This window comes from Pseudoalteromonas sp. KG3, from assembly GCF_030436385.1.
Taxonomy (GTDB): Bacteria; Pseudomonadota; Gammaproteobacteria; order Enterobacterales; family Alteromonadaceae; genus Pseudoalteromonas; species Pseudoalteromonas prydzensis.
The window spans coordinates 276,287-300,525 of the sequence record NZ_CP098524.1 but is presented as its reverse complement, the minus strand read 5'-3'; the positions used below and the strand labels follow the sequence as shown (position 1 = coordinate 300,525).

At 40.6% G+C, this 24,239-nt stretch carries 24 protein-coding genes and 1 pseudogene; 6 read left to right on the top strand and 19 right to left on the bottom strand.

Going from position 1 to position 24,239, the window contains the following annotated elements; genetic code table 11:
- Positions 1-10: 10 nt before the first annotated feature.
- The 11 genes from NDQ71_RS19815 to NDQ71_RS19765 form a co-directional block, all read right to left on the bottom strand.
- The gene (locus NDQ71_RS19815; protein ID WP_064665127.1) at positions 11-625 is read right to left on the bottom strand and encodes a superoxide dismutase; all 615 of its coding nucleotides are present in this window, start codon (positions 623-625) and stop codon (positions 11-13) included.
- Positions 626-656: 31 nt separating this feature from the next.
- On the bottom strand, positions 657-962 hold the full coding sequence (locus NDQ71_RS19810) for a hypothetical protein (protein ID WP_301563002.1): 306 nt from the start codon (positions 960-962) through the stop codon (positions 657-659).
- Entirely contained in the window at positions 946-1,164 is a 219-nt protein-coding gene (locus tag NDQ71_RS19805; protein WP_301563001.1) for a hypothetical protein, read from the bottom strand. Before NDQ71_RS19805 ends, NDQ71_RS19810 begins: the two co-directional genes overlap by 17 nt.
- 91 nt (positions 1,165-1,255) lie before the next feature.
- On the bottom strand, positions 1,256-1,738 hold the full coding sequence (locus tag NDQ71_RS19800) for a GNAT family N-acetyltransferase (protein WP_064665129.1): 483 nt from the start codon (positions 1,736-1,738) through the stop codon (positions 1,256-1,258).
- Between the two features lie 22 nt (positions 1,739-1,760).
- Positions 1,761-2,078, bottom strand: coding sequence for a response regulator (locus tag NDQ71_RS19795; RefSeq protein WP_263973419.1), 318 nt, complete (start codon positions 2,076-2,078; stop codon positions 1,761-1,763).
- Positions 2,078-2,776, bottom strand: a complete 699-nt coding sequence (locus NDQ71_RS19790; RefSeq protein ID WP_301563000.1) for a hypothetical protein — start codon at positions 2,774-2,776, stop codon at positions 2,078-2,080. The genes NDQ71_RS19795 and NDQ71_RS19790 overlap by 1 nt, the downstream gene beginning before the upstream one ends.
- Positions 2,770-3,114 (bottom strand): hypothetical protein, encoded by a 345-nt coding sequence (locus tag NDQ71_RS19785; RefSeq protein ID WP_301562999.1) that lies wholly within the window; start codon positions 3,112-3,114, stop codon positions 2,770-2,772. Before NDQ71_RS19785 ends, NDQ71_RS19790 begins: the two co-directional genes overlap by 7 nt.
- A 119-nt stretch (positions 3,115-3,233) precedes the next feature.
- On the bottom strand, positions 3,234-6,374 hold the full coding sequence (locus NDQ71_RS19780) for an efflux RND transporter permease subunit (protein ID WP_301562998.1): 3,141 nt from the start codon (positions 6,372-6,374) through the stop codon (positions 3,234-3,236).
- An 11-nt stretch (positions 6,375-6,385) separates the two neighbouring features.
- Entirely contained in the window at positions 6,386-7,612 is a 1,227-nt protein-coding gene (locus tag NDQ71_RS19775; RefSeq protein WP_192541208.1) for an efflux RND transporter periplasmic adaptor subunit, read from the bottom strand.
- Positions 7,609-8,868, bottom strand: a complete 1,260-nt coding sequence (locus NDQ71_RS19770) for a TolC family protein (RefSeq protein WP_192541207.1) — start codon at positions 8,866-8,868, stop codon at positions 7,609-7,611. The genes NDQ71_RS19775 and NDQ71_RS19770 overlap by 4 nt, the downstream gene beginning before the upstream one ends.
- A gap of 52 nt (positions 8,869-8,920) precedes the next feature.
- Positions 8,921-9,301, bottom strand: a complete 381-nt coding sequence (locus NDQ71_RS19765) for a hypothetical protein (RefSeq protein ID WP_301562997.1) — start codon at positions 9,299-9,301, stop codon at positions 8,921-8,923.
- Positions 9,302-9,501: 200 nt separating this feature from the next.
- On the opposite strand from NDQ71_RS19765, the gene NDQ71_RS19760 reads away from it, so the two are divergent.
- The 3 genes from NDQ71_RS19760 to NDQ71_RS19750 all read left to right on the top strand — a co-directional run bounded on the left by NDQ71_RS19760 (position 9,502) and on the right by NDQ71_RS19750 (position 12,586).
- Complete coding sequence (locus tag NDQ71_RS19760) at positions 9,502-10,470, top strand: IS30 family transposase (RefSeq protein WP_086959932.1); 969 nt, start codon at positions 9,502-9,504, stop codon at positions 10,468-10,470.
- Between the two features lie 81 nt (positions 10,471-10,551).
- On the top strand, positions 10,552-11,409 hold the full coding sequence (locus NDQ71_RS19755; RefSeq protein WP_192542559.1) for a cation diffusion facilitator family transporter: 858 nt from the start codon (positions 10,552-10,554) through the stop codon (positions 11,407-11,409).
- A 97-nt stretch (positions 11,410-11,506) separates the two neighbouring features.
- Entirely contained in the window at positions 11,507-12,586 is a 1,080-nt protein-coding gene (locus tag NDQ71_RS19750; RefSeq protein ID WP_301562996.1) for a PepSY domain-containing protein, read from the top strand.
- A 30-nt stretch (positions 12,587-12,616) separates the two neighbouring features.
- Here NDQ71_RS19750 and NDQ71_RS19745 read toward each other — a convergent pair whose 3' ends face one another.
- Positions 12,617-13,144, bottom strand: coding sequence for a hypothetical protein (locus NDQ71_RS19745; protein WP_301562995.1), 528 nt, complete (start codon positions 13,142-13,144; stop codon positions 12,617-12,619).
- 462 nt (positions 13,145-13,606) lie between these two features.
- On the opposite strand from NDQ71_RS19745, the pseudogene NDQ71_RS19740 reads away from it, so the two are divergent.
- The 3 genes and pseudogenes from NDQ71_RS19740 to bfr (NDQ71_RS19730) all read left to right on the top strand — a co-directional run bounded on the left by NDQ71_RS19740 (position 13,607) and on the right by bfr (NDQ71_RS19730) (position 16,930).
- Positions 13,607-15,752, top strand: a pseudogene (locus tag NDQ71_RS19740) (TonB-dependent receptor).
- Positions 15,753-15,981: 229 nt separating this feature from the next.
- Positions 15,982-16,455, top strand: coding sequence for a bacterioferritin (bfr, locus tag NDQ71_RS19735; RefSeq protein WP_064665139.1), 474 nt, complete (start codon positions 15,982-15,984; stop codon positions 16,453-16,455).
- Positions 16,456-16,465: 10 nt separating this feature from the next.
- The gene (gene bfr / locus NDQ71_RS19730) at positions 16,466-16,930 is read left to right on the top strand and encodes a bacterioferritin (protein ID WP_301562994.1); all 465 of its coding nucleotides are present in this window, start codon (positions 16,466-16,468) and stop codon (positions 16,928-16,930) included.
- A 72-nt stretch (positions 16,931-17,002) separates the two neighbouring features.
- On the opposite strand, the gene NDQ71_RS19725 is transcribed toward bfr (NDQ71_RS19730), so the two are convergent.
- From NDQ71_RS19725 to NDQ71_RS19695, 7 genes are all read right to left on the bottom strand, one after another.
- Positions 17,003-18,463, bottom strand: a complete 1,461-nt coding sequence (locus NDQ71_RS19725) for a phospholipase D family protein (protein ID WP_301562993.1) — start codon at positions 18,461-18,463, stop codon at positions 17,003-17,005.
- A 102-nt stretch (positions 18,464-18,565) separates the two neighbouring features.
- The gene (locus NDQ71_RS19720) at positions 18,566-18,760 is read right to left on the bottom strand and encodes a (2Fe-2S)-binding protein (protein WP_016706844.1); all 195 of its coding nucleotides are present in this window, start codon (positions 18,758-18,760) and stop codon (positions 18,566-18,568) included.
- 1,155 nt (positions 18,761-19,915) lie between these two features.
- Entirely contained in the window at positions 19,916-20,122 is a 207-nt protein-coding gene (locus NDQ71_RS19715) for a hypothetical protein (protein WP_192542554.1), read from the bottom strand.
- Between the two features lie 526 nt (positions 20,123-20,648).
- Positions 20,649-20,963 carry a hypothetical protein gene (locus NDQ71_RS19710; protein WP_301562992.1) on the bottom strand — a complete coding sequence of 105 codons (315 nt, stop codon included), beginning with the start codon at positions 20,961-20,963 and terminating at the stop codon, positions 20,649-20,651.
- Positions 20,964-21,060: 97 nt separating this feature from the next.
- Positions 21,061-21,480: a hypothetical protein gene (locus tag NDQ71_RS19705; protein WP_301562991.1), complete on the bottom strand. Its 420-nt coding sequence runs from the start codon at positions 21,478-21,480 to the stop codon at positions 21,061-21,063.
- A 559-nt stretch (positions 21,481-22,039) separates the two neighbouring features.
- Positions 22,040-22,843 carry a hypothetical protein gene (locus tag NDQ71_RS19700; RefSeq protein ID WP_283709128.1) on the bottom strand — a complete coding sequence of 268 codons (804 nt, stop codon included), beginning with the start codon at positions 22,841-22,843 and terminating at the stop codon, positions 22,040-22,042.
- A gap of 134 nt (positions 22,844-22,977) precedes the next feature.
- Positions 22,978-24,120 carry an ISAs1 family transposase gene (locus NDQ71_RS19695; protein WP_301562990.1) on the bottom strand — a complete coding sequence of 381 codons (1,143 nt, stop codon included), beginning with the start codon at positions 24,118-24,120 and terminating at the stop codon, positions 22,978-22,980.
- Positions 24,121-24,239: the final 119 nt, after the last annotated feature.

Here is a 24,239-nt window from a genome sequence, read left to right as displayed (position 1 = left end):
CACTCAACCTTTATTTGCTGATTGCAGCTAAATAACGACGCTCAACCTCAGCCCAATTTATTACATTATAAAAAGCGGCAATATATTCAGGACGACGATTTTGATATTTAAGGTAATAGGCGTGCTCCCACACATCTAAACCTAAAATCGGCGTATGCCCATGCATTAATGGACTGTCTTGATTTAAGCTACTTTCCACCACAAGCTGGTTATTTTTATTGACACTTAACCAGGCCCAGCCACTGCCAAAACGGCTCACCGCCGCCGCAGTAAATGCTTCTTTAAAACTGTCAAAGCCGCCAAGTTGCGCATTTATGGCGGTTAATAACTCGCCTGTTGGTTGGCCACCGCCACTAGGGCTCATTACAGTCCAAAATAATGAATGATTTGCATGACCGCCACCGTGCTCTTGCACCACTTTTTGTAACTCAGTTGGCAAAACCTCAATCTTTGCTAATAACTCATGCACATCCGTATCGCCATACTCGGTACTCTCAAGTGCCGCATTGGCTTTATTAATATACGTTTGATGGTGCAAAGTATGGTGTATTTCCATGGTTTTAGCATCTAAGTGTGGTTCTAATGCATCATATTCATAGGGTAACGCGGGTAATGTAAATGCCATGATTGCTCCTTAAGGGCATAGGGTTGATTGCTCAATGCAATGTAATATGTTGGTCGGGTGTATAACTTAATGTTTGGTTTATTCTGTCAATCAAGTGAGGTTGATGATTATGTACTTTGGCAAACTGCACTAGCTCTAGGTAAGTTTTGTGATGATGGTGCGCCACCACAGTACGTACCGTATTGCATGGATGCATAATTAAATGACTTAAGGTGATGTGTACATCGCACAACCACTGACAGGCTTGCTCTGTTTGGTTCATTGCGCGGTAAGTGTCGGCTAGATTGTGCGCCGCAACAACCAGCGCAGGGCAGCAATGTTCAATCGCAGTGAGCACAGATTGTGCATATTGTGGCTTGGCTAAATTGGCTTAAAAGATGTGAGGCCAAAGTGTGTGCGGTTGTGTATTTATCTCTCGCCTCAAGTAAAGCGCCTCGTTCAAAAGCGTAATTACCCGCCATAATATTGGCTTGCCAAGGACTCAGAGCCTGATCAACACATGGAAGTTCTGCGACCGTAGTACGCTGAAACTGTGTCATAAAAATCACCTGCGCAGATTAATTGATGTGTTTAATTTACACATCAAAACAACTAAACGCAAATGATTTTTATTTATATTTCTTTTGCGTTTTATTTCTCTGCAAAATCAATTAACGCTTGCCCTGTTAATCGATAAATAATCCACTCATTTTGGGGCTCAGCGCCCATACTGTTATAAAAGTCGATGGCAGGTTGATTCCAATCAAGTACCACCCATTCAAAACGCCCGCAGTCTTTAGCTATAGCTTGGCGTGCCAAATGTTGCATTATTAACTTGCCAGCACCTTTACCACGGCTATCAGGGCTAACATAAAGATCTTCTAAATACAGGCCATTTTTACCAAGCCAGGTAGAGTAATTATAAAAATAAACGGCAAAGCCGATGGGGGTATCCTCCTCTAAACAGATAACGCTGTGTGCTGTGGCCCCTTCACTGAACAAGGTTTTTAAAATTGCCTGCTCGTCTGTTTTTACTGCATCGGGTTCTTTTTCATACACTGCAAGCTCAGTAATAAAGTGCAAAATTGTTGCAGCATCGCTAGGAACTGCGTCTCTTAAAATAATATCGGTCATAAATTCTCTTTTTTACTGCGTGTTAATACTGCTCAAGTTTATCTTTGAGCGTTTGTAATTGGATTGGCTTAGCAAGGTAATCATCCATACCGCAAGCTAAACACTGCTGTTTATCTTCATCCATTGCATTAGCCGTTAACGCTATAATGGTCAGCTGCTGATGTTTGCTGCCAGCCTGTCCTGCACGAATAGCACGTGTGGCATCAAAACCATCCATAATCGGCATTTGGCAATCCATCAAAATTAAGTGAAAACGCCCCGCTGGTGCTACGGCTAAAATATCGATCGCGTGTTGGCCATTTTCCGCTAAGGTCACTTCATAGTTTAACTTGCCTAACATCAGCTTAGAGACCTGCTGATTAATGGGGTTATCTTCAACCAAAAGATAGCGTGCTCGTCGAGAGCACTTTTTTGTTCCGCTAATTGTTGCAAAGCCAATTGCAGTTCTGCACTTTGCTGTTCAAGCCGTTCTTGTTGCTGGACTTTGCTGCTAACTAAATGTTCTAGATCAATCGAAAGCTGATGTAATTCACTGCTATCATCCAAAATAGGAATATTACTGCGCTCACCTTTCGTGATTTCTGCACTGGCATTGGCAAGAATAATAAACGGGCGAGATAAACGCCGTCCAAACCACCACGATAAGATTAAAATCACTAAAAATGCCAAACCATTGGCAAGTACGGCTGCAAACTTATAGTCACTGGCACTTTGCAACATCACGGCTGCGGGTTTCTCAACCAACAACTGCCAGCCGGTAGCATTGGCAAAATTCAAGTCAGTCAAAATAGCATAATGCAGGGTATTATCTGTTTTATGGTAAGTGAAAACATGCTCAGTATTTGCCGAATTTGTAAAAAAGTCAGCCTTTGGCAATAAATCGGGATGTAATTGAGCCCCCGTTATTTCGCCATTTTTGACGATAAAAAACGTCAGTTCTTCATTGTTATTATGGATATGCTCTAAATTATCGAGCAGACCTTGAAAATTAACATCCACTATAATTATTGCATGTAAACCGCGTTGATTATCTACCATAGGTAACGCGACAAAATAATATGAATTTCATTAACAAAATCATAGCGAGCAACAAACTCATCAATCAATAGTTGTTTATTAAGCTGGCTGTGACTGAGTTGATCATTTAATAAATAAAGATCTTTAATATGTTCAGCAAACCAAATATCAGCAAATTGCTTACCAATACTACTTAGTTCACCAAGTTCGGTATGGGCACTTTTTTCAAGAGAGTTGCTTACATGTTGAAAACTGAACCAAGACATTAAGAATAAAGGCGCAAGCGCAACTACAATAAAAGTGACAATCAGTTTGGTCCGTATGGATTGGCCTTTATTCTTTATCAGGCTGTTTAGCATCGTATTTCCATTATCAACATTAATATATTTAATCACTTACGTAAGCACTTGGGTATATTTATGCACTAAATAACACAAGACGCAAGTTTATGCGCCTTGTGTTAGGTTATACAATAAACCTATTTACTGTCGTTATTACCCCGGTAGAACTGCTGACTAAATTTTGCGTAAAGCACAGGCAATACAAATAAAGTCAAAAATGTTGCAGTAAACAAGCCGCCTACAATAACTGTTGCCAATGGCTTTTGAATTTCAGCACCGATACCGGTTGAAATTAACATCGGGATCAAACCTAGTGCAGAGGTTAATGCCGTCATCAGCACCGGACGTAACCGTGATAATGCACCATTAAATGCAGCGGTATCTAAGCTATCACCGCTTTTCACACGGTTATTAATACTTTCAACCATAACCACACCATTAAGTACCGCTACCCCAAACAAGGTAATAAACCCCACCGAACTGGGAACTGATAAATATTGGCCTGATACATATAGTGCAACCACACCACCAATCACAGCTAATGGCACATTCACTAAGATCAGCAATGCTTGGCCAATCGAGCCAAACGCAAAATAGAGCAGCAGTGCAATTAACGCCAGTGAGATAGGCACAACGATAGATAACCGCTGTTGTGCTCGTTGCTGGTTTTCAAACTGACCGCCAATACTAATGCCATAGCCTGGCGGTAAATCTACTTGTTCATTAATGGCAGTACGAATATCAGCAACCACAGAGCCCATATCGCGCCCTTGAACATTGGCTTGGATCACCACTCGACGCTGAACATCGTCACGGCGTACTTGCGGCGGCCCAGATTCAATATTAACCGTTGCTACATCTCCTACGCGTACCAAAGCACCTGTCGGTGATGATAAGCGTAAGTCTGCAATAGCTTCTGGGCTGTCACGAAATTCTGCGCCAATACGAACATAAATATCATAACGCTCATTAGCATTAATTATTTGCCCAGCGGCAGTACCACCAATGCCATGTTGGACAATGGTCATTAAATCACCCACCGATAACCCATAGCGAGAAAGCGCTAATCGGTTTGGTTTGATCACCAATTGTGCCTCACCGGCAATTTGCTCCATGGCAACATCTTTTGCGCCAGCTACACCTTTTACAGCTTGTTCAATAGCTTGACCTTTACTGACCAACACATCTAAATCAGCACCAAACAGCTTGATCGCCAGCTGTGCTTTTACCCCTGAAAGTAATTCATCCACCCGTGTCGCTATCGGCTGTGAAAAGTTAAATAATAAACCAGGGAACTGCTCTAGTTTTGTCTCCATTAACACTTGCAGTTGTGCTCGGTTATCAGCAGATTGCCACTCACTTACAGGCTTTAAGCCTAAGTATATTTCAATGTTATTGACTGGCTCTGGATCGCCGCCTACTTCTGGGCGACCAACACGACTCAAGGCATATTCGACTTCTGGAAACTCAAGCAATATTGCTTCAAGTTTTGGTGCAACTGCCAGTGCAGTATCTAAACTAGCAGAAGGTGCCAAAGTCACTCGTAAGTTAATGGTGCCCTCTTCAAGCTCTGGCACAAACTCTGTGCCTAGCTGCGGCAATAACACACCCGCTACCACGACTAATACAGCAGCTACGGCAATCACTGTTTTACGCGCACTCATTGCCCAGCCCAAACACAGCTTATAAGCTTTATCTAATGGCTCTAGCACCACACTGCGTCTTAGCGTCACACCATTGGCAAATAAGTACACCGCCAGCGCTGGCACAATCACCAACGCCACAATAACAGCCGCAACAATTGCTAACATTATACTGATTGCCATAGGCTGAAACAGCTTAGCTTCAACGCCTTCAAAACTAAACAATGGCATAAATACTACTAAGATGATCAACGCCGCAAAGAACACCGGGCGCGCAACTTCTTGAGCAGCTAGCTTAATACGCTCAACATAACTGTGTGATTGAGTGCTTGGCTGCGTTAAATGACGGAAGATATTTTCTACCATAACCACCGAGCCATCCACTAACATACCAATTGCAACAGCAATCCCGCCCAATGACATTAAATTTGCAGAGAGCCCAAACCACGCCATCACGCAAAGTGCTAAGCCAATTGAAATTGGGATCGATAATAAAACCAATAACGTGGCGCGCAGATTCATTAAAAATAATGCTAACACCACCACAATAAACACAAATGCCAACAACAACGCATCAACCACAGTATCAACCGCTTTGGTGATCAGATCAGCTTGGTCATACAGGGGTTCAAATGTTACACCATCAGGTAATGCTTGATTAATTAACTCAATTCGCGCACTGATACCGTCGATAGTTTGTTTAGTATTAGCGCCAATACGTTTTAACACCACGCCTGTTACCACTTCACCCAGCGATGTAATATTACCATCAGCATCTTTTTTACTCATGGTCGCCGCGCCTTGGCGGATTTCGCTGCCTAATGACACATCAGCTACATCGGCAATAGTAACAACCGTTCCATTAATGGTTTTCAGCGGCGTTTGCGCAATTTCTTGCAATCCCTGTTTACCCGCATTAAACCAGCCAGTCCCACGGATCACCAATTGCTCTTGGCCGCGATTCATATACCAGCCACCCACATTGGTGTTATTTTCTTCAAGTGCGCTCACAACTTGTTGCTGATCTAATTGATAAGCAAGTAACTTATTTGGATTAAGGTTAACCTGATATTGACGAACATCACCACCAAACGACAGTACTTCTGTTACGCCATCAACAGGTAAAATAAGTAGTTTTACAATCCAATCGTTTAAGCTACGTAGCGCCATACTGTCCAAACCAGACTCACCAGATGCCGCCAATAAGTATTGATACACTTGGCCAAGCCCTGACGTGTTCGGTCCCATTTCTGGCAAGCCAATTCCTTCTGGGATCAGCTCTTTTGCAGCTTGTAGGCGTTCAAACACCAGTTGGCGCGCAAAATAAATATCCACACCTTCTTTAAACACCACAGTTACGCCAGATAAGCCGGTTTTTGAAATCGACCTAACTTGATCGACATCGGGCAACGCATACATTACCGCTTCAATGGGATAGGTTATAAGCTGCTCAACTTCAACGGCAGCTAAACCCGGTGCTTCGGTATTAATCGCCACTTGCACATTAGTCACATCTGGAAACGCATCTAAATTTAATTTAGGGATCACCACAGCGCTCATAGCAACTAATACACATAGCGCTAAAAAGACCAGTAATCGATTGCTAATAGCAGCATTAACTATTTTATTAAACATATTCGTCGCTCCTAGTGGTTATGCGGATCAAAGCCGCCTTTCGCTTGCTCTGACGCAACAAAAAATGCGCCTTCAGTCACCACTTTCGTGCCCTCTGGTAATCCTTTAATTTCACGAAAACCAGCAAAGCGTTGGCCTAATTCAACTTCTGTCGAGATAAGCTCACCATCTTCATCTTGTACAAACACCGCCCAATCCCCATCAGGGTTTCTCAGTAATGCCTGCTCAGGCACTGCAAGTACTTTTTGCTCTGTAGCAAATTCAAAATATACGTCACTAAACATACCTGGATGCAGCGTATGCTGATTGTTTTTAACACTTAAACGCACCACTCGTGAGCGTGTGGCTTGATCAATCGTATGGGCTTCTTGGATCACCGTTGCAGGATACATTTGCTGATTAACTTTAACTTGAGCCGTGGTCCCTTCATCAATATCAATTGTTTGATTTGCCGATAGTTTTGCCTCAACCCACAGTAAGCGCTCATCGGCAATTAGCATAAGCTCAATCCCAGCATCAACTCGCTGACCTTGAGCGAAATTATCACTTAACACTGCACCAGAGGTGCCTGCGAAAAGTGTGTATTCACCGAGTTTTTCAGCGGGAATATCTGCACTTTGCTCAATCGCTTTGCTAGATAAACCAAATGCCACCAGCTGACTCTGCGCTACTTCGTATTCAGCCTTAGCTGTCAGTAAACGCTTTTCACTCACGGTGCCTTTACCCATTTTTTGCACTCGTTGCCACTCAGCTTTCGCTAATCGATAAGTGGTTTGCGCACTGGCAACTTCAGCGCTAAATAAGCTGACCAATGGCGCGCCCGCTTTAATATGCTGCCCTAACGTGGCATGGCGTTTTACCACGATTGAATCAACTCGAGGCGACAGCACATAGCTGCTATAGCCATTTGCTTTAATCTCACCTGGTGCGTAAAGCTGTGATTGGTAAACTCGTTTTTCTAACCTGCTGATCTGCACATTTGCTAAGCGCATTTGGGTGTCTGTTAAGCGTACCCCACCAGCTTGCTCATCGTGCTCTGGCTGCGGCTGTGAAACAGCTTGTTCATCCTCGTGAGGAGCTTCATCAGCTTCGTGCACATGCATAGCTTGTAATTGTGCTTCACTGTGTTCGTGGCCTGATTTGGCATGTTCAACATCTTGCGGTGTAGATGTGGCTGCCGGTACAAAGTTGGCAAACATTAATACAAGGGCAGAAAAAGTAATATTTAAGCGCTTCATAAGGCAGCTCCATCAATGAGAGGACGTGTAAAGGTGATAATATAATTGCTAAGTTGGCCACTTTTAGTTAACCAATTAACGCTTGCCAATTGACTTTGCTGAACAATCTCAACGCCAGCAAGTAAACCTGATATACGTTGTTGACGCATCGTAAGGTATTCAGCTGTGCTGATATCGCCGCTTTGCCATTGTTGCTCAATCAATTCGAGACTACTGTCTGCATTGGCTTGGTTAATTGATTGCCAACGTTTTACCCGCTGAGCATAAGCTTGCATCACTTCTTTACTCGCTTGTGCTTGAAATGTCATGGTGCGCTGTAAAGCTTGATATTCGGCTTCCTTCGACATTGCCTGCAATTCAGACGCCTGATATTCATCACTAAAGTCATTCAATATATTCAGAGGCATAGAGAAGTTTAACGAGACAATACTATCATCGCCATTTTTCCCCGCCGCAATCCCCACAGTGGGTTTAACAGCGCGTTCAGCTTTGATCACTCGTGCTTGTTGGCGTTGATATTGCCATTGTGACTTAACCAATAATAGCTGCGGATGCTGCAACACATTGTCAGTGTTGGTATTGGTGTTAATACCAGTAAGTAAGCGCTCTGGAGTGAGCGCAGTGTCTTCACGCCATGCCGGTAGTAAGGCTTGAACTGCCAATTTAGCATCGGCATAAGCACTGGCTTGTTGTGCTGTTTGATTCAAAATTTCAGACAGTGAATATAAAGCCAGTTGTTCATCAAGCAGGCCGACTTCACCAGCAACCCGACGGCGCTTAATTTCGTTTACTAATCGCTCAAGCTGCTGCTCTTGATCTTGTGCAAGTTGAAAAGCCGCTTTGCTGCTGCGCCAATTGATCAGCGCAATCAAGGTTTGTTCAACAAGTTGTAGATAGCTCAGTTGCAGTTCTTGCTGCTGTGCATTTAGCATTAGCTGCGCCGCAGTTAATTGCGCACCTTGTTGATCATTAATATCAAATGTTTGACTCAAGCCGAGGCTAAAGTTATTCGCATCACCCTCTTTTTCAAGGCTCGATTCAAAGTTTGGGTTGTATAACGATTGCCCAGCGGCTCGAACAGAAGCCTCCGCACTTTGTAATTGCTGATAATCAGCTTGTAAATTTGGGTGTTGTTTTAATTGCGTCAACAACCAATTTAAATCGCCAGTATTAGGCGTTGGCGCAGCCAATGTATTTGTGGCAGTTAATACAACCATACATAGGCAAGCAAACCGAAACGGTTTGTTTAAATTCATAACGTATTCTCTTACTAAATAAATCGGTGGCCAAAAGTGGCCAGCTAAAAAATTAACTTAGTAAGGTTGTGATCGGAGGGCGTAGATCAGGAATGAGTAAGCGAGAGTTAAACGCAGGATCGTTTAAACTAATAATATCGTAACTTGGTAGATTAGCGTGCTGCTGCCATGGCTCAGTAAATAAAATAGAAATATGACAGACGTGGCAATGAGCATCATCAGCGTTATCCGCAAGTGCTTTGCTTAGTTGTTGATGCTGTAATTGGTGAGAATCATGATCATTGTTAATCATACAATGTTTATCAAGTTCGCTTTGCTGGTGTAATAATTGCGAAGTGGTGTTAATAGCAGTGTTATGATCAGCCACGTCAAAACTGTCCAGCACGGGCTGAAGTAGTAAGATGGCTAAAACTAACAACACTGATTGCTTCAAGCAATAATTCCATAAAAACGATATTGCCGATAACCTTAACAGATATTAATCGCCCTGCAAAGAATTTAAGACAGTTTTATTAATTATTATGCCAGCACTGGCTAATTTAATACCTAAATTCGGATAATAAGTGCAATTTCTCAGATTAGATGGCCAGCTGTTATAATTCGGCCATTTTCTCGCCAAAGGAAATTGCTTTAATGAAATATAAACAGCTGACACAAGAAGAAAGATACCAGATTTACGCGTTAATAAAAGCAGGAAATAACCAAAAGCAGATAGCTGAAGAACTAACTCGTTCACCGTCATCTATTTCTAGAGAGCTAAAACGCAATAAAGGACTTAAAGGCTATCGGCCTAACCAAGCCAATAACTTTGCTGAACAAAGACGTAAGTCATCTTTCAAAGCAAGTAAGTTAACAGAGGACGTCACTCACTGGATTAATAAATTGTTGCATGACGGACTTTCCCCTGAGCAAGTGGCAGGCCGCTTAGCTTTAGAGAAACAGGTCGTTTTACATCATGAAACAATTTATCAATATATTTACAGAGACAAGGCTCGTGGTGGCAAGCTACATAAGACACTCACTCGTGCATGTAAAAAGTATAAAAAACGCTATGGAAGCTATGATAAACGTGGACAGATAGTTAATCGAGTCAGCATTGATGAACGCCCAAGTATTGTGGATTCAAAGTCTAGGATTGGTGATTGGGAGGGCGATACAGTGATAGGTAAAGGGCGTAAAAATGCGCTTGTCACAATGGTTGAACGTAAAACGTTATATACAGTCGTTCACAGAATTGAAAGCAAGCATGCGAAAATAACAGCCGATGCGCTGATCACGTGTATGACACCATATAAAGGTAAGGTTATTACCGTGACGTTAGATAATGGAAAAGAGTTTGCTCACCATGAGCATGTTGCACAAAAATTAGAAGCTGATGTGTATTTCGCTCATCCCTATTCATCATGGGAGCGGGGCATAAATGAGAATACCAACGGCTTACTTAGACGCTTCTTCCCCAAGGGAACTGACTTTATGGCGCTAAGTGAAGCAGAGATACAGGCGGCAGTTGATAAGCTCAACCATCGGCCAAGAAAAACAAGAGGGTATAAAACCCCTCATGAATTATTTACGGGGCAATCAGAAGTTCTGGTGGCTGCATAATGATTGCACTTAATACTTGAATTCAAGATAACGCTCACTTAATATAAATCAACATAATAAAAATACATAGAAGCGCTAAATATGGCAAATCAACATTCTCACAGTCATGACACTGACAACCAAAGCAACCGCCAGTTAGGCTTTGCGGTGTTTATCAATGTGCTGCTAACAATAGCTCAAGTTATTGGCGGTGTAGTCTCAGGTAGCTTGTCGCTAATTGCTGATGCACTGCATAACTTAAGTGATGCAGCAGCCATTTTTATCGCCCTCATCGCCCGTAAAATTGGCAGTAAAGCCGCTGATGAACGTTACCACTTTGGTTATAAACGAGCTGAAATTTTAGCCACCCTATTGAACAGCACTACGCTAATCATTATTGGTGGTTTTTTAATTGTCGAAGCAATTGAAAGTTACTTTAATCCCGCCCCAATCGATGGCTGGATTGTAGTTTGGGTGGCTGCAATAGCATTGATCATTGATATTGCTACGGCGATACTCACCTTTAATGCGGGTGCTAAAAATAGCATGAACATTCGCGCCGCATTCGTTCATAATATATCAGATGCGATGGCGTCTATTGTGGTAATTGTAGCAGGCTCATTGATCATTCTTTATCAGTGGTACATTGTTGATTTAATAGCGACAATTTTAATTTCGGCTTATGTAATTTATCACGGTGTGTTGTTACTCATTGCAAGCTGTAAAATTTTAATGCAAGCCGCCCCAGACGACTTTGACCGCAACAAGGTAAGCGCTGCGCTGTGCAAACAGTTTGCGATTAAGCAAATACACAGCCTTAAAGTCTGGCAACTCGATGATAATCAAACGTGCTGTGAACTGGCGCTAACCCCATCCACTGAACTAGTGCTTGCTGACGTTAAAAACTATTTGCATGATGAATTTGCCATTGAACACTGTATTATTGAGCGCCGTGAATAACAAAAACTTGACTATAATCATTGCGCTTAATCGAATTTTATTGAAAACAGTTCTCATTTATCATCGCATTTTATAATTTAAGTACAGGGTGTGTGAGTTGTTAAAATTGTGGCTACGTCGTACTCATTTAATACTAACATTAGTGAGTGGGCTGTTTTTGATTTGCTTAAGTATTACTGGCGCAATCCTTGTGTATGCCAAAGATATCCAGCGGCTTGTCCAGCCACAGCTCTGGACAGTAGAAAATCCCAATAATAACAATGTGATTGCCTACCCTATTTTATTGAGCACCATTACATTACACACTCAGCAACCCGTCACATTATTAATGCCAGAACAAAATCCAGATTACGCATGGCAGGCGCAGCTGGCCAACAAACAGTACGTAAGTGTGGATCCCTATACTGGTACAATTATTCATCAGTATGATTATTACCGTACGATTTATGGTTTTACCATGGCATTGCATCGCTGGTTGCTATACGAAGATGGTGACGGTAAGCGGCCCTTGCGTAATTGGGTGTCTGTTTGTGCACTTATTTTTATTATTAATATGCTCGTTGGCGTCTACATTTGGCTTAAACCCAAAAACCGCTTAAAACGTTTAGTGATCAAACCAAAAGCCAAACTACGTATTTTGCTTTACCAACTACATACTGTAATTGGCATGTACTTATTTATCCCATTGATATTAATTGCTTTCACAGGCATGGCATTCAATTGGAAAACACAAACCCAAGCAGTACTGGAGTTTGTTACACAAAACACGGTAGAGCCAAGGCCAAAAGCGCCAAGCATCGAAGTCCCCGATACAATTGATCATGATAACTTGGCCATCGCTTTACATAAGGCGTTGCTTATTTATCCTGATGCAGAACTGTTTCGTATTTACATGCCGAAAAAAGCCAGCGAACCGCTCGCATTGAGAGTAAAAAATCCAGGCGAGAGTCACGCGTACAGTTGGGTATGGGCCAATCAATATACTGGCACAGTGTTGCAATCTTACGATGCCTCACGCGCCAACCTCACCACCCAAGCATGGAACTTTAAATATAAGTTTCATATTGGTGACTTTGCAGGACCACTGTTGCAAATAATCTGGTTGTTCATTGCCCTTACGCCTGTACTTTTTACAGTAAGCGGTGGTTACTTTTGGTATAAACGCCATTATCGTTAATATTATTGCTAAAACGGGTAATGCCAATAGTTAAAGCGTAGCTGTAGTTGATGCAGCAAATGGTTCCATCAACTGCTGCGCTTGGTCGGCTTTATTGCTTGTATCCGTATGAACAATTAGCACCCACTTGCCAGTACTTGTTGCTTTTCTTACATCATTTATCAGTGGATCATGATCTGGGCGGATTGAAATAAAGCCCGCGACTAACAAGGCAATAAACACACTGACAGTGCAAATCCCAGCGTACGTTTCAAATATAAAATTTTGCATGAATTCTACGTCAACAAAAAGAAAAACACTGCTTATAAGTATACCTACAACAAGCCCTATCACTGCAAATAATAGGTGCGTTTTTAGTAACGTTTTTCCAATATTTTTATCTTCAGGTTCTACTTTTTCATCAAAGTCTTGGTCATGAGGAGAAATGAAATTTATGTTACTTTGCGCAAACTGAGTATGTTGGCTCAAAGTTTCAAATGCGCTATTTGCTTGCTCTTCACTATCAAAAACAGCGGCTACTTTAGTCGCATGATTTTCATTACTTATCGTGGTTGTCATGTTGCACCTCCAGAGGATTTATAGCGAATATTTAATAGAAGATTACGCCAATAAAATCAATGTAGTGTCTGCTGCAAAATAAGTACCGTTCACTTCACACCTAATGCGATTGCATGTTTCCTAAATAAGATTAATATAAAAAATAATTAAGCTATTGATTGACAATAGTTAAAATAAATATAGTCACAGTTCGAGACTGAAACAGAAAACAAGCTTTCAAGTTTTGTATTATATAAAATTGGGATCAGCACCAAGTAGAACTTACACAATGCGGTAAATATTTCGCACAATGAATACTTCATACGAAGTAAATTTTTATAAGATATCTCAAATGTACCGATCGCCACAAGCCAAATGCAATTGATAATAACTATCACTACCCTTACCTTTACAGTTCTTTACATTTATTATTGCGCCAATTAAAACAGCTCTTTCATAATTACATTGTCGTAAAGGATCTTTATGTTTAAAACTTCGTTAACCTTATTAGCCCTCGCTATAAGTACAGCCACTTTCGCTGATGACGCTATCAATAAAAAACAACTCATTGACGAGCAAATGGAGCGTATCATTGTTTCTGGGAGCCGCGTTTTTGAAAGCATTGATGAGGTCCCTAGGTCCCTGCATCAATTACCGTTATCAATCAAAAGCAAATTGAAGAGCATTTAAAGGTAAATCCAGAGCTACAAAGCTTACTTGCGCAAATGGTGCCGGGCCTCGCTCCAGATACCGGCAGCTCAAGTAATACCGGACAAACACTGCGCGGTCGCGCCCCGTTGGTGATGATTGACGGAGTACCGCAATCAACACCGCTGCGTAATGGCTCGTTAGGCATTAAAACCCTCGATCCAAGTGCCATTGCTCGTATTGAAGTGATCAAAGGAGCAACCTCGATTTATGGTAACGGTGCATCGGGCGGTATTATTAATTACATCACTAAACAGGCTAAAAGCGATGATAAAACAGCTGGTGAAATAAGCCTATCGAGCCGTTTTAGCGCAGTCAAACTTGAAGAAAGTGCCGGTGCAAGAGCATCAGCGGCGATTAATGGTCGTGCAGATAAGTTCAGTTATTTAGTAACAGCCAGTTATGAAGAAAACGGCGTACAACGCGACGCACAGGGTGATATTTTAGGGTTGCAATACGGTTTATCTGATGCAGTAACGCAAAACTACTTTACTAAGTTAGGGTATGATTTTGATGCTGACAAGCAATTACAGTTTAGCTATAACTATTTCAGTTCACAGCAAAAAACCGACCTTGGTGATGTTAATGGCGATATGAGCTTAGGTGAAAAAACCTACGCAATCCACGTACCACCTGAGCTACAAAAACAAGGCAAGCCACAAGGCCCTGAAGGCAACGAAAATATCACCTTAAAATACACGGACTACGCATTATTTGAAAATACCCAAATGACCTTAGATCTCTACATGCAAGATATAGAAAATGTATTTTTCTTCTCACCTAACCTCGCCAATCCTGACGAAAATTACGAAGGTGGCCAGTCTATTATCAGATCTGACAAAAAAGGCGCGCGTGCGACATTGAATACTCAAGTAGACTTTGACTCTGTCGAAGCCACGTTCGTTTATGGTATTGATGCCTTAAATGACGTTACCTCGCAGCCGCTGGTTGATGGACGAGTTTGGGTTCCTGAGATGGATATGAAAAGTATTGCAGGCTTTTTACAAACTAAATGGGTGATCGCCAATGACCTTATCGTCAAAGCCGGTGTTCGCCAAGAAAGCATTGATTTAAGCGTAGACGATTAGCGCACACTTAAACTATGTAAAACACCAACGCAATGCTCAGTGCCAATCAACGTAAAAGGTGACACCATTGATTACGATGCTACGACCTATAATATCGGAATTAAATACAATCTTGATGAAAAATTCAGCCCATTTTTAAGCTACTCACAAGGCTCTGATATTTCAGACATTGGTCGTCTGTTGCGCGCTGCCACGGTGAACGATATTGGCCTGATCCAAACCCAAGCCTCAATTATCGACAACTACGAAATTGGTTTTAACTCACAATTTGACAATCTACGTATTGAAGTTGCCGCCTATCGCAGTACTTCTGAACTTGGTACAACTAATAAATTTAACGAAGTGACCGGCGTGTACGAACCAGTGCGAGCGCCACAGGAAATTTGGGGCTACGAAACGCTAGTAGATTACACAATTGCCGCAAATCTTAAATTACTGGCAACCTATAGCTATGTTGAAGGTAAAAATACCGAAGCGGAGTGTACTTAGGCTCAAAACAAATAAGCCCACCAAAAGCGACAGCAAACTTAAACTGGCAACCAAGTGATGCTATGTCACTGACATTAAGTTACCTGTACGTCGGCGATAGAAAGCGCTTTGCAGCAAACGATGCAGGCAAGTATGTAGGCGATCAAGGCCCTGTCGATAGCTACAATATCTTTAACCTAAGTGGTCAATACCAATTTGCCGATAACTGGCAAGGCTTTGTCGGCATTGAAAACTTATTTAACGAAGACTACTTCCCTGCCCGCGCGCAGTCGTATACATACGGCGGTTACAACATCAAAGGTTTAGGAACAACAGCAACAGTTGGCGTTAAATATCAGTTTTAAACATCATCAAATTCGTTCATTGCCCAGTGCAATGAACGAGCCTCTCTTAATTTCACCTTTCGCCTTTAACCTTAAATATAAATAGCAATCTGTTCATAAAGCAACCAACAATGCAAACTTAAACGAGAATCACACTCAATAGTAACCAACTGATTTACAAGGAAAATACTTGCAATAACTGAGTTTTATACTACACTAGCAGCATTAAGTATTCTAAGAGGCCACCATTATGAAAGGTAATCAAAAAGTTATCGACAGCTTTAACAAGTTACTTGCGAACGAACTTGCTGCAATCGACCAATATTTTATCCACTCACGTATGTACGATGATTGGGGTTTGGATAAACTTTATGTACGCTTAAATCATGAAATGGAAGAAGAAAAAGATCACGCGGATTGGTTGATCAAGCGTATTTTATTCCTCGAAGGCATACCAAATATGACCAAACGCCGTGACCTAATTATTGGTCATGACGTAAAAAGCATGATGCAAAACGACCTCACACTTGAGCTTGAAGTAGTTGAATGTGTTAAAGAAGTCATTGCTGTATGTGAGCAAGAAAAAGATTATCAATCGCGTGAAATCTTAGAGAAACTGTTATTCGATACCGAAGAAGATCATGTTTATTGGCTAGAGCAACAGCTTGGTTTAATTGATAAAATTGGTAGCCAAAACTACCATCAATCACAAATGGGCGAATAGGAGCTAAAATATGAAAGGCGATAAAGACGTTCTTGTTGCATTAAATAAAGTATTGGCGAATGAGTTAGTCGCTATTAACCAATATTTTTTACATGCCCGTATGTTTAAAGATTTTGGTTTTAGCGCATTAGACAAAGCCGATTACAAAACCTCAATTCAAAAAATGAAAAACGCTGACCGTTTAATTGAGCGTATTTTGTTTTTAGAAGGCTTACCTAACCTTCAAGATCTTGGCCGTTTACGCATTGGCGAAAACAGTGAAGAAATGATCGCCTGTAATATGGCCTTTGAAGTTGATTCATTGGTTGATCTTAAAGATGCAATCAAACTTGCTGAAAGCAAAAAAGATTATATCAGCCGCGAAGCGCTGGATAACATCTTAAACGAGCAAGAAGAACAAATCGATTGGCTTGAAACACAACAACTGTTGATCAAAAGCACCGGTATTGAAAACTACCTGCAATCGCAAATGTAATTTAATTAGCGTTAAAAAAGCAGCCTAGGCTGCTTTTTTTATGTATTAGCTATAGCATTTACAGAGAAAATATTACAACGCATCCTCAATAGGAAATAGCGACATAAACCACACCTGAAAACGACGCCAACTCGACGTTTGAGGCTCATTTTTAAAGATTTCACCTGTCACAATATCCCGCCAAACTAATGCATCTTCCGTCGGGTTTTTAAGCTCTAACTGCCAGGCAAAGAGCTTCATTTTGCTATCAACCCAATCCCTGAGCATCATACTCAGCTTTTCACTGTGCACCAATACACCCATTTCAGTATTTAACTCAAATGAACGAGGGTCTAAATTAAGCGAACCTACGAAAAAAAGGCTGTCGTCAATAGTCATGGTTTTAGCATGCAAACTCGCTTGGGACGAACCTGTTTTCCGTATTTTATTACTTGGGATTTCCAGTGCAGCTAAATCGCTGGGCTTTAACTCCCACAATTTCACCCCGCCACGTAACAAAGCTGCGCGATAATGTCCGTAACCTGCGTGCACTGCAGCTACATCAGTCGCCGCCAGCGAATTGGTTAGTACAATCACTTCTACCCCTCGCTGCGCCCACTCAGTCAAACGCTTAACACCTTGCTCTTGGGGAATAAAATAAGGCGAAACAATAATAACTTTGTGCTTTGGTTCTCCCATCGCTTGAAAAAGATGTGGCGACATATTGGCAGAGCGCTGCCCTACTTCATTTAAAAGTTTATCAGGGTGATCATAAAATATTTCAGCTTGTTGCCAGTCCAAATCTAAATGCCCAGAATCAAGCAAAGTAACTAAATTACTCGCTCTTAAACGCTGCACATAATTGCTGTCGTGGTTTTGTTTAACATAGTTGTCTAAGTGATCCGTCACCTTTTGCAATGCAGCATCATCACTCTCACCTTGTAGTGTTTGGATTGGGTAAGCCAATTCATGATTCCAATAAAGGTCAAACGCAATTGATGCCTCTGGTACAATTTTACCAACCGCAAGCACATCCAAATCAATAAACTCAGCATGATCTTCGCCAGCATAATAAGCATTGCCCATATTCCTGCCGCCAGTAATAAATACTTGGTTATCTACTATAAAACTTTTGTTATGCATACGCCGCGACAGCAGCTTAAAATTAGTGATAAAACCTAGTGCAGGCAAGCTGCGATTAGGAAAAGGATTAAATAACCGAACTGAAAAATTTGGATGGTGTGCCAATGCCCCTAAATCAAAGGCACTATCAGCTTGAGACATATCATCGAGTAACAACCGCACCCTTACGCCTCGTTTAGCTGCTGCCAATAAGTAAGCCGTAAATAACTTAGTGGTCTGCTGGCGATGATACAAATAATATTGCACATCAATCGTGTGCTGCGCCGATTCAATTAACGCAAGCCGCGCTACAAAGGCATCAACACCATCAGCGAGCGGATAAAACCCAGATAAATCATTGTGGTTATGACCCACTAAATCTCCTAAATTACTTTTCGTGCTGGCATCAATGGCATAGCTTGGAATAATCATATCTCGAGATTGTAAATCCAGCAATCCCGATAATGTATTAACTATAACGTGGAATTGCAGATACTTAAAATAATGGAGAAAACTAGCAGGGGTAAATAGGGACTAAGCAACTTGATCGGTGATATCAGCGATTTCGATAAGCTTACGATTGAGAATTTTTTTAGTACAGCCGCAGCATTTACCGCACTGACTACCGACTTTAAGCTCTTTCGAAAGCTCACGCATTGTTGTCGCGCCGTCGTCGATTGTTTGTTCAATTTTTTTATCTGTCACACCGTGACATAAACAGATATACATGAATACAAACCACTCTCAATTTCATTAGAGCTTGCATATTAATCTAAACGTAAACGGTTCGCAATTACTATTTGCACAAAACTGAGAATTATTTTTATTTGTGGCCAGCGCCACTTAAATTGAGATTTATTAACTAAAGTCTCACCTTTAATTTAAGTAGGTTTAGATTTAGGTAAATGGTTGAATGGATAAAAATTGATAAATTAAGTTGAGAGTCCCTGGAGCTATCAATAAGAAATTTATGGAGTATCTCGACTTCCGGTCTGTGCCATAAGCCGATGTTAGTAACGCTGCAATAAGCAGCTAAAAAGGCTTAGCTAAAATTAGAAAGGCACGAACTAAGGCAAGCTTTTTTAGTCTAGCCTTAACTGCATTGTGAGCTGCTATCCCTATTCTTGTGGTAGAAACATAATCCCAACACCAAACTAGCAGCCATTGAGAACAGGTAAAATCGTACAGGTTCAAAATAATACAAAGCAAAGCACGGTAGCATTGCAAAAAAACTTACGCTGAAATAGCTTAAAGCCGAACATCGATATAACAAGCTCAAAACAGGACAGAAATATGTAAGCCCAATGACAAAGCTAAAAAAACTAACTAGAAAAGCTAACCGGATAAAAAACCAAAAATCAGAAAAAGTTTCAATACTATTGAAATGAAAGTCACCTAATATGCAAAAATATAAAGTAACACCTAAAACTAAATGAATATTAGCTAAGCTTGCAATTTTAGATTTGGTTAAATATTTCATAAAGCAGCTAACAACTTATCCTTTTCTATTTAGGGAATGCGAAACGTCATTTTTAGATATTGCCGCCGTAGATTATTTCCTTCAAATGCGGAATTATTTCATTCTTCCAAATTTCTGGAGCGATCATGTCAGAAGACATTCCACCATAACTATGACGCTCGATATGCCTATATTCTGTTGACTCTATACTGACACCTGAAAATTTCACGAAATCATCCTAGCTTCATAAAGAGGCTGTAGAGTAACTCCAACAGCCAAATTCAATTAAAAAACGAGCTCCTGAATCAACGCTATGTTATGGTCAACTAATTCCGGACAGTGAATTAGTTGACCATAACAGTCCTGCCAGGAAGTGGAAATGGCGTTCGTTAATAAACTTGTTAAATGGGCACCAACTTGCAAATTCATGATGGTGCCCATTGATTATTCTCGTATTCGTAAGCCCAAAAATCAGCTTCAAATGGCTCTAGCTCTACCAATATTTCAATTCGAAGCTCAACTTTATTTGGCATGAATTCTTTTGCGACTGACTGAGCATCTTCGAACGTTGAAAAGTAGAAGATTTCTTTGCCAGCGTAGAGCCTATAATTTTCTTCGTTCATGTTTGCCATTTAACGAGCCTATTGAATAACCCGTTTAATTTATTTTTATTGATGCATTAACCATAGACGAGTTCCTATTTTGATTCAATCAGTTACTTCGATTATACGTAAAATATAAAAAGGATTTGCTGTTGCTCTAATTGGCGTTTTGGAAGGTATCACAGGTCTTTGAGTGGCTTACTTGGTGAGGTAGCAGCTACCTTTATTAATGCATCGTGTTTTCACATATCAATATTAGCCTTCAAGTTCACCCTCATTTACTTCTCATTCCCTTCTCTTTGTGCAAAAGATTTTTAATTGAATTATTCACAAAGAGGTTTAGAGACGCTGCGCTTTAGAGGAATATCAGCAGATGCAGTGCTAAATACCCTCCTTATATATGTTTGCCGTAAGCTACTTGCTTAACAGCCACATCGACAGACGAAGTAAACGAATTTGCTTATTGAATTAGAGTTGATTTAGAGTTGGCCATCACTGTATAAAAACGGTCAAATAAAATACTAGCGCCTATTGGCAGAGTTAAGGCTCATATGTGTTATACGTTTTTACATTTGCTTTGTTCATGACTGCCACTTGCTTTTAGGTGCACGTCTTTAACTGAAGGGTTTGCATTTGCAATTGCTACATAAACCTCAGCAACCATGACTGGGCCTGCACAATAATCAACGTCTAACATTACCAATGAAAACTTAAGCTGTTTCAGCTTGCTTTCCAATTCTGCTGAGTTCAGCTCTTCATCCGAGGTGTTTATTGAATAGCTGGCTTCCTTTACAAAAATTGTGACTGACTGATCGGCAAGTGCTTTGCCACTAGTTATGAAAAGAATAACTAAAACCAAAATGTAACGCATGAATCCCCCTTAAACTTATAACTCCCCATTCAGGGGCTGATAATAGCTTGCTAAATTGTGTAGCGAAGCGAAACTGAGCAAGCTGTTGGCAGTCACGTTACTGTAATGACTTGTTGTGTATTTCCTGAATATTTTTATAGATTAACATAGCCCCAATAAACAACATTGATAACTCAGCGAGATAATGAATACTACTTAACAACGTATAAGTAACATCATCTTCAGGGAAAAATCCATAAATAGAAACACATACGTAGACTAATCCCAACAACTCGCAAAGTCTCTTTTTAACTGTGCTTTCGCTAACACGGGAAATCAAATAAAAAGAATAAGCAAAAACAACTGAAACCAACGCTAAATATGGTCGAGATATTTCAAGTAAAATAAGTCCAGTTTCCCCTGTTGTATCACCTAAAACAAATACACTCCAAAGTGGAGAAATGAAACCAATAACCTCGGCTAAAATTGGCCAAGCTAAAAGACCTATCAAAAAATATTTAAGGGACTGCTTAATCATCGGATTTCTCATATATACATAACGAGCCTGTAGAATTACTCGTTTTTAATTTATTTTTATTGATGTATTAACCATAGCCGAGTTCCTATTTTGATTCAATCAGTTACTTCGATTATACGTAAAATATAAAAAGGATTTGCTGTTGCTCTAATTGGCGTTTTGGAAGGTATCACAGGTCTTTGAATGGCTTACTTGGTGAGGTAGCAGCTACCTCTATTAATGCATCGTGTTTTCACATATCAATATTAGCCTTCAAGTTCACCCTCATTTACTTCTCATTCCCTTCTCTTTGTGCAAAAGATCTTTAATTGAATTATTCACAAAGAGGTTTAGAGGCGCTTCGCTTTAGAGGAATATCAGCAGATGAAGTGCTAAAAACATAAGGATTATTGCGTAGCGCTCCTTGTATGTATTTGCCGTAAGCTACTTTGCTTAACTGGTGTATCGACGGACGAAGTAAACGAATTTGTTTATTGATTTAGAAAGAATTGACCGTTACTGAATGAAAACGGTCAAATAAAATACTATTGCCTATTGACTGAGTTAAGGCTCATATGTGTTAGGCTATTATATAGCTACGTATTTTTTTAATTAGCGGCTTTATGACATCTTTATCTGTCCAATATTTCCCATGACTCCATGGATTCCAGCTAGAAAAAATACCGCCAGCGTTAATCTCATGATCTATCACTAGAGCATTATATGAGTCACTGAGTGGTGATAGCGGCCAACCGAGAACATCATCTCTATCAAAGTAGTTATACCATGTGAACGCATCATTTGGCTTTTGAATCGCCTCAATAGGGGCGAGACCGCCAACAAACATTGGTATATTGCACCCTGTAGTTAGTAAATGAACACAGCTCTCGAGACGTCTAAAGCTCTTTAATTGATCAGAGGCATCAGAATAAAGCCCATTAAATATACCAGAGCCTTTTTTTGCGTCCCAAATGTAATTTGAAATTACCTGACACCCTAGCGATTGTGCAATGATTATGACAGGTTTATCGTTACTCCCGAGCTCAATATATACTTTATCCAAAGCCTGCATAATTTCTTTTTGAACTTTAATATATTGGTCGCTTACGTTAGATCTAGCACTATATTCTAATGAACCTGCGTCGGAGAAACCAAACAGTAAAAAGCGTCTTAATATAGAACCATCCAGCGGAAAACGATTCATTCTTTGCCAAATATCATTTTGGTTATTTTGTAGTATGGGCTGATATTGAACAGGCTCGAAGGCAACCTTCTGCCAGTCAGTATCTAGTGCCTTCACAAGCTTACTTTTTAGTTCCTCATAATAATTAGGTTTATAGTCGCCCATTCCATGAAGTGTGATTATTGCGATTTCTTTCCCCATAAGATTCACCTTTATATTATCCAAAATGAAATTTTGAGCCTAACGAATGTTCTGGACTCCCCCACTTAGCACATTTTTACCAATGTGCAATAGTGAAATTGATAATAAGCTTCTAATATGAGGAGTCCACACGGCTAGCGCATTTTAATCCCAGATTCTAACAGGGTTGAGCGATAATCATCGTCTAGCCCTGCCATTTTCTTTTTTCTCGCTATACTGGCTGTTTTAGTTGTATCTTGTTTAAATAACGCCATGGCTATTTTTCTCATTACGTTAAAAACAAGGGGTCCTTGCTTCTTACGGATTCTTGATTCATCTTCCCTAAAGTTCATATCCAACATCCAATGCATACTTTCAACCTGCCAGTGGCTTCGTACCGCATTAAGTGCTTGCTCCGCACCTAACGCTAACGCTAACGAACTAATATACCAACGCGTTTCTATCGTGTCTGTACCTGATGATTTATCGTGAACCTCAGCGGTTACTTGAATAACACTCTTTAAGCCAGACCATTGGTAGATTTTATCTAACCAGCTTTTATCAATAAGCAATTGCTGACAAACCCTTGTTTCAATGCGCCCATGCCCTGAGCTTATTTCGGTATGTTTATCATAGTTGCTATTGGTCAATCCTTCGCGCTCACTCTTGTGCCACCAAGCTTCTAATTCACTCTGCATACCTGAATGGTTACCTTTGAGCGCTAGGATATAATCAGCTTTTTGTTTAATTATTTGTTTCGCTATTTCTTGCTGGCAGCCCATAGCATCAAGTGTAATGATGCTATTTTCAATATCTAGCATGGTGAGTAACTCAGGTATGGCTGTGATTTCATTTGTTTTGCTATCAACGGCTGTTTGCCCTAAAACTAACTGGTGTTGGCAGCTCCATGCACTGACGGTATGTAAAGCACTTTTTCTATCTTTGGTTGTAAATGAACGACGTGCAGTTTTTCCATCCATAGCAATAATATCAGCACCCGTGGTTTCAATAAGTGAAGATATCCAAGATTGAAATGCATGCTCTATTTCATCTGATTTTAACCGACAAATGACACGGGCTATGGTGTCGTGTCTTGGAATACCCGCGTTGAAAGCGCCATATCTTTTTAACCAATCAAGTTTTAGATGCCCAAAGTCTTCAATATCCTCCCATCCTTGTGCACCGGAGATTACTGCACTAATGGCTAAAAGGAGAATATCGATAAGCTCATGCTTTTTACAGCGTTCAATGCGAGGATCGGTAATTGAATTAAAGTGTTTCAGAAAAGTAGCGCTCATATTTTACGTGACCAAGGTGATTATTATGCCTTGATCTGATCACTACATATTCTATAAGTTCAATTTATAATGATCTTGCCGTGGAGGAGTCCATATGTCTTTAATTAAAGCAGTTGACA

Excerpts from the sequence above, each read along its gene's own strand:
- NDQ71_RS19775 (WP_192541208.1), bottom strand. The coding sequence starts at position 7,612 with ATGAAGCGCTTAAATATTACTTTTTCTGCCCTTGTATTAATGTTTGCC.
- NDQ71_RS19700 (WP_283709128.1), bottom strand. The coding sequence starts at position 22,843 with ATGGGGAAAGAAATCGCAATAATCACACTTCATGGAATGGGCGACTAT.
- bfr (WP_301562994.1), top strand. The coding sequence starts at position 16,466 with ATGAAAGGCGATAAAGACGTTCTTGTTGCATTAAATAAAGTATTGGCG.
- NDQ71_RS19705 (WP_301562991.1), bottom strand. The coding sequence starts at position 21,480 with ATGATTAAGCAGTCCCTTAAATATTTTTTGATAGGTCTTTTAGCTTGG.
- bfr (WP_064665139.1), top strand. The coding sequence starts at position 15,982 with ATGAAAGGTAATCAAAAAGTTATCGACAGCTTTAACAAGTTACTTGCG.
- NDQ71_RS19745 (WP_301562995.1), bottom strand. The coding sequence starts at position 13,144 with ATGACAACCACGATAAGTAATGAAAATCATGCGACTAAAGTAGCCGCT.
- NDQ71_RS19770 (WP_192541207.1), bottom strand. The coding sequence starts at position 8,868 with ATGAATTTAAACAAACCGTTTCGGTTTGCTTGCCTATGTATGGTTGTA.
- NDQ71_RS19785 (WP_301562999.1), bottom strand. The coding sequence starts at position 3,114 with ATGCTAAACAGCCTGATAAAGAATAAAGGCCAATCCATACGGACCAAA.
- NDQ71_RS19715 (WP_192542554.1), bottom strand. The coding sequence starts at position 20,122 with ATGGCAAACATGAACGAAGAAAATTATAGGCTCTACGCTGGCAAAGAA.
- NDQ71_RS19710 (WP_301562992.1), bottom strand. The coding sequence starts at position 20,963 with ATGCGTTACATTTTGGTTTTAGTTATTCTTTTCATAACTAGTGGCAAA.
- NDQ71_RS19780 (WP_301562998.1), bottom strand. The coding sequence starts at position 6,374 with ATGTTTAATAAAATAGTTAATGCTGCTATTAGCAATCGATTACTGGTC.
- NDQ71_RS19695 (WP_301562990.1), bottom strand. The coding sequence starts at position 24,120 with ATGAGCGCTACTTTTCTGAAACACTTTAATTCAATTACCGATCCTCGC.
- NDQ71_RS19790 (WP_301563000.1), bottom strand. The coding sequence starts at position 2,776 with ATGGTAGATAATCAACGCGGTTTACATGCAATAATTATAGTGGATGTT.
- NDQ71_RS19800 (WP_064665129.1), bottom strand. The coding sequence starts at position 1,738 with ATGACCGATATTATTTTAAGAGACGCAGTTCCTAGCGATGCTGCAACA.
- NDQ71_RS19760 (WP_086959932.1), top strand. The coding sequence starts at position 9,502 with ATGAAATATAAACAGCTGACACAAGAAGAAAGATACCAGATTTACGCG.
- NDQ71_RS19720 (WP_016706844.1), bottom strand. The coding sequence starts at position 18,760 with ATGTATATCTGTTTATGTCACGGTGTGACAGATAAAAAAATTGAACAA.
- NDQ71_RS19755 (WP_192542559.1), top strand. The coding sequence starts at position 10,552 with ATGGCAAATCAACATTCTCACAGTCATGACACTGACAACCAAAGCAAC.
- NDQ71_RS19725 (WP_301562993.1), bottom strand. The coding sequence starts at position 18,463 with ATGATTATTCCAAGCTATGCCATTGATGCCAGCACGAAAAGTAATTTA.
- NDQ71_RS19795 (WP_263973419.1), bottom strand. The coding sequence starts at position 2,078 with ATGTTAGGCAAGTTAAACTATGAAGTGACCTTAGCGGAAAATGGCCAA.
- NDQ71_RS19815 (WP_064665127.1), bottom strand. The coding sequence starts at position 625 with ATGGCATTTACATTACCCGCGTTACCCTATGAATATGATGCATTAGAA.
- NDQ71_RS19805 (WP_301563001.1), bottom strand. The coding sequence starts at position 1,164 with ATGACACAGTTTCAGCGTACTACGGTCGCAGAACTTCCATGTGTTGAT.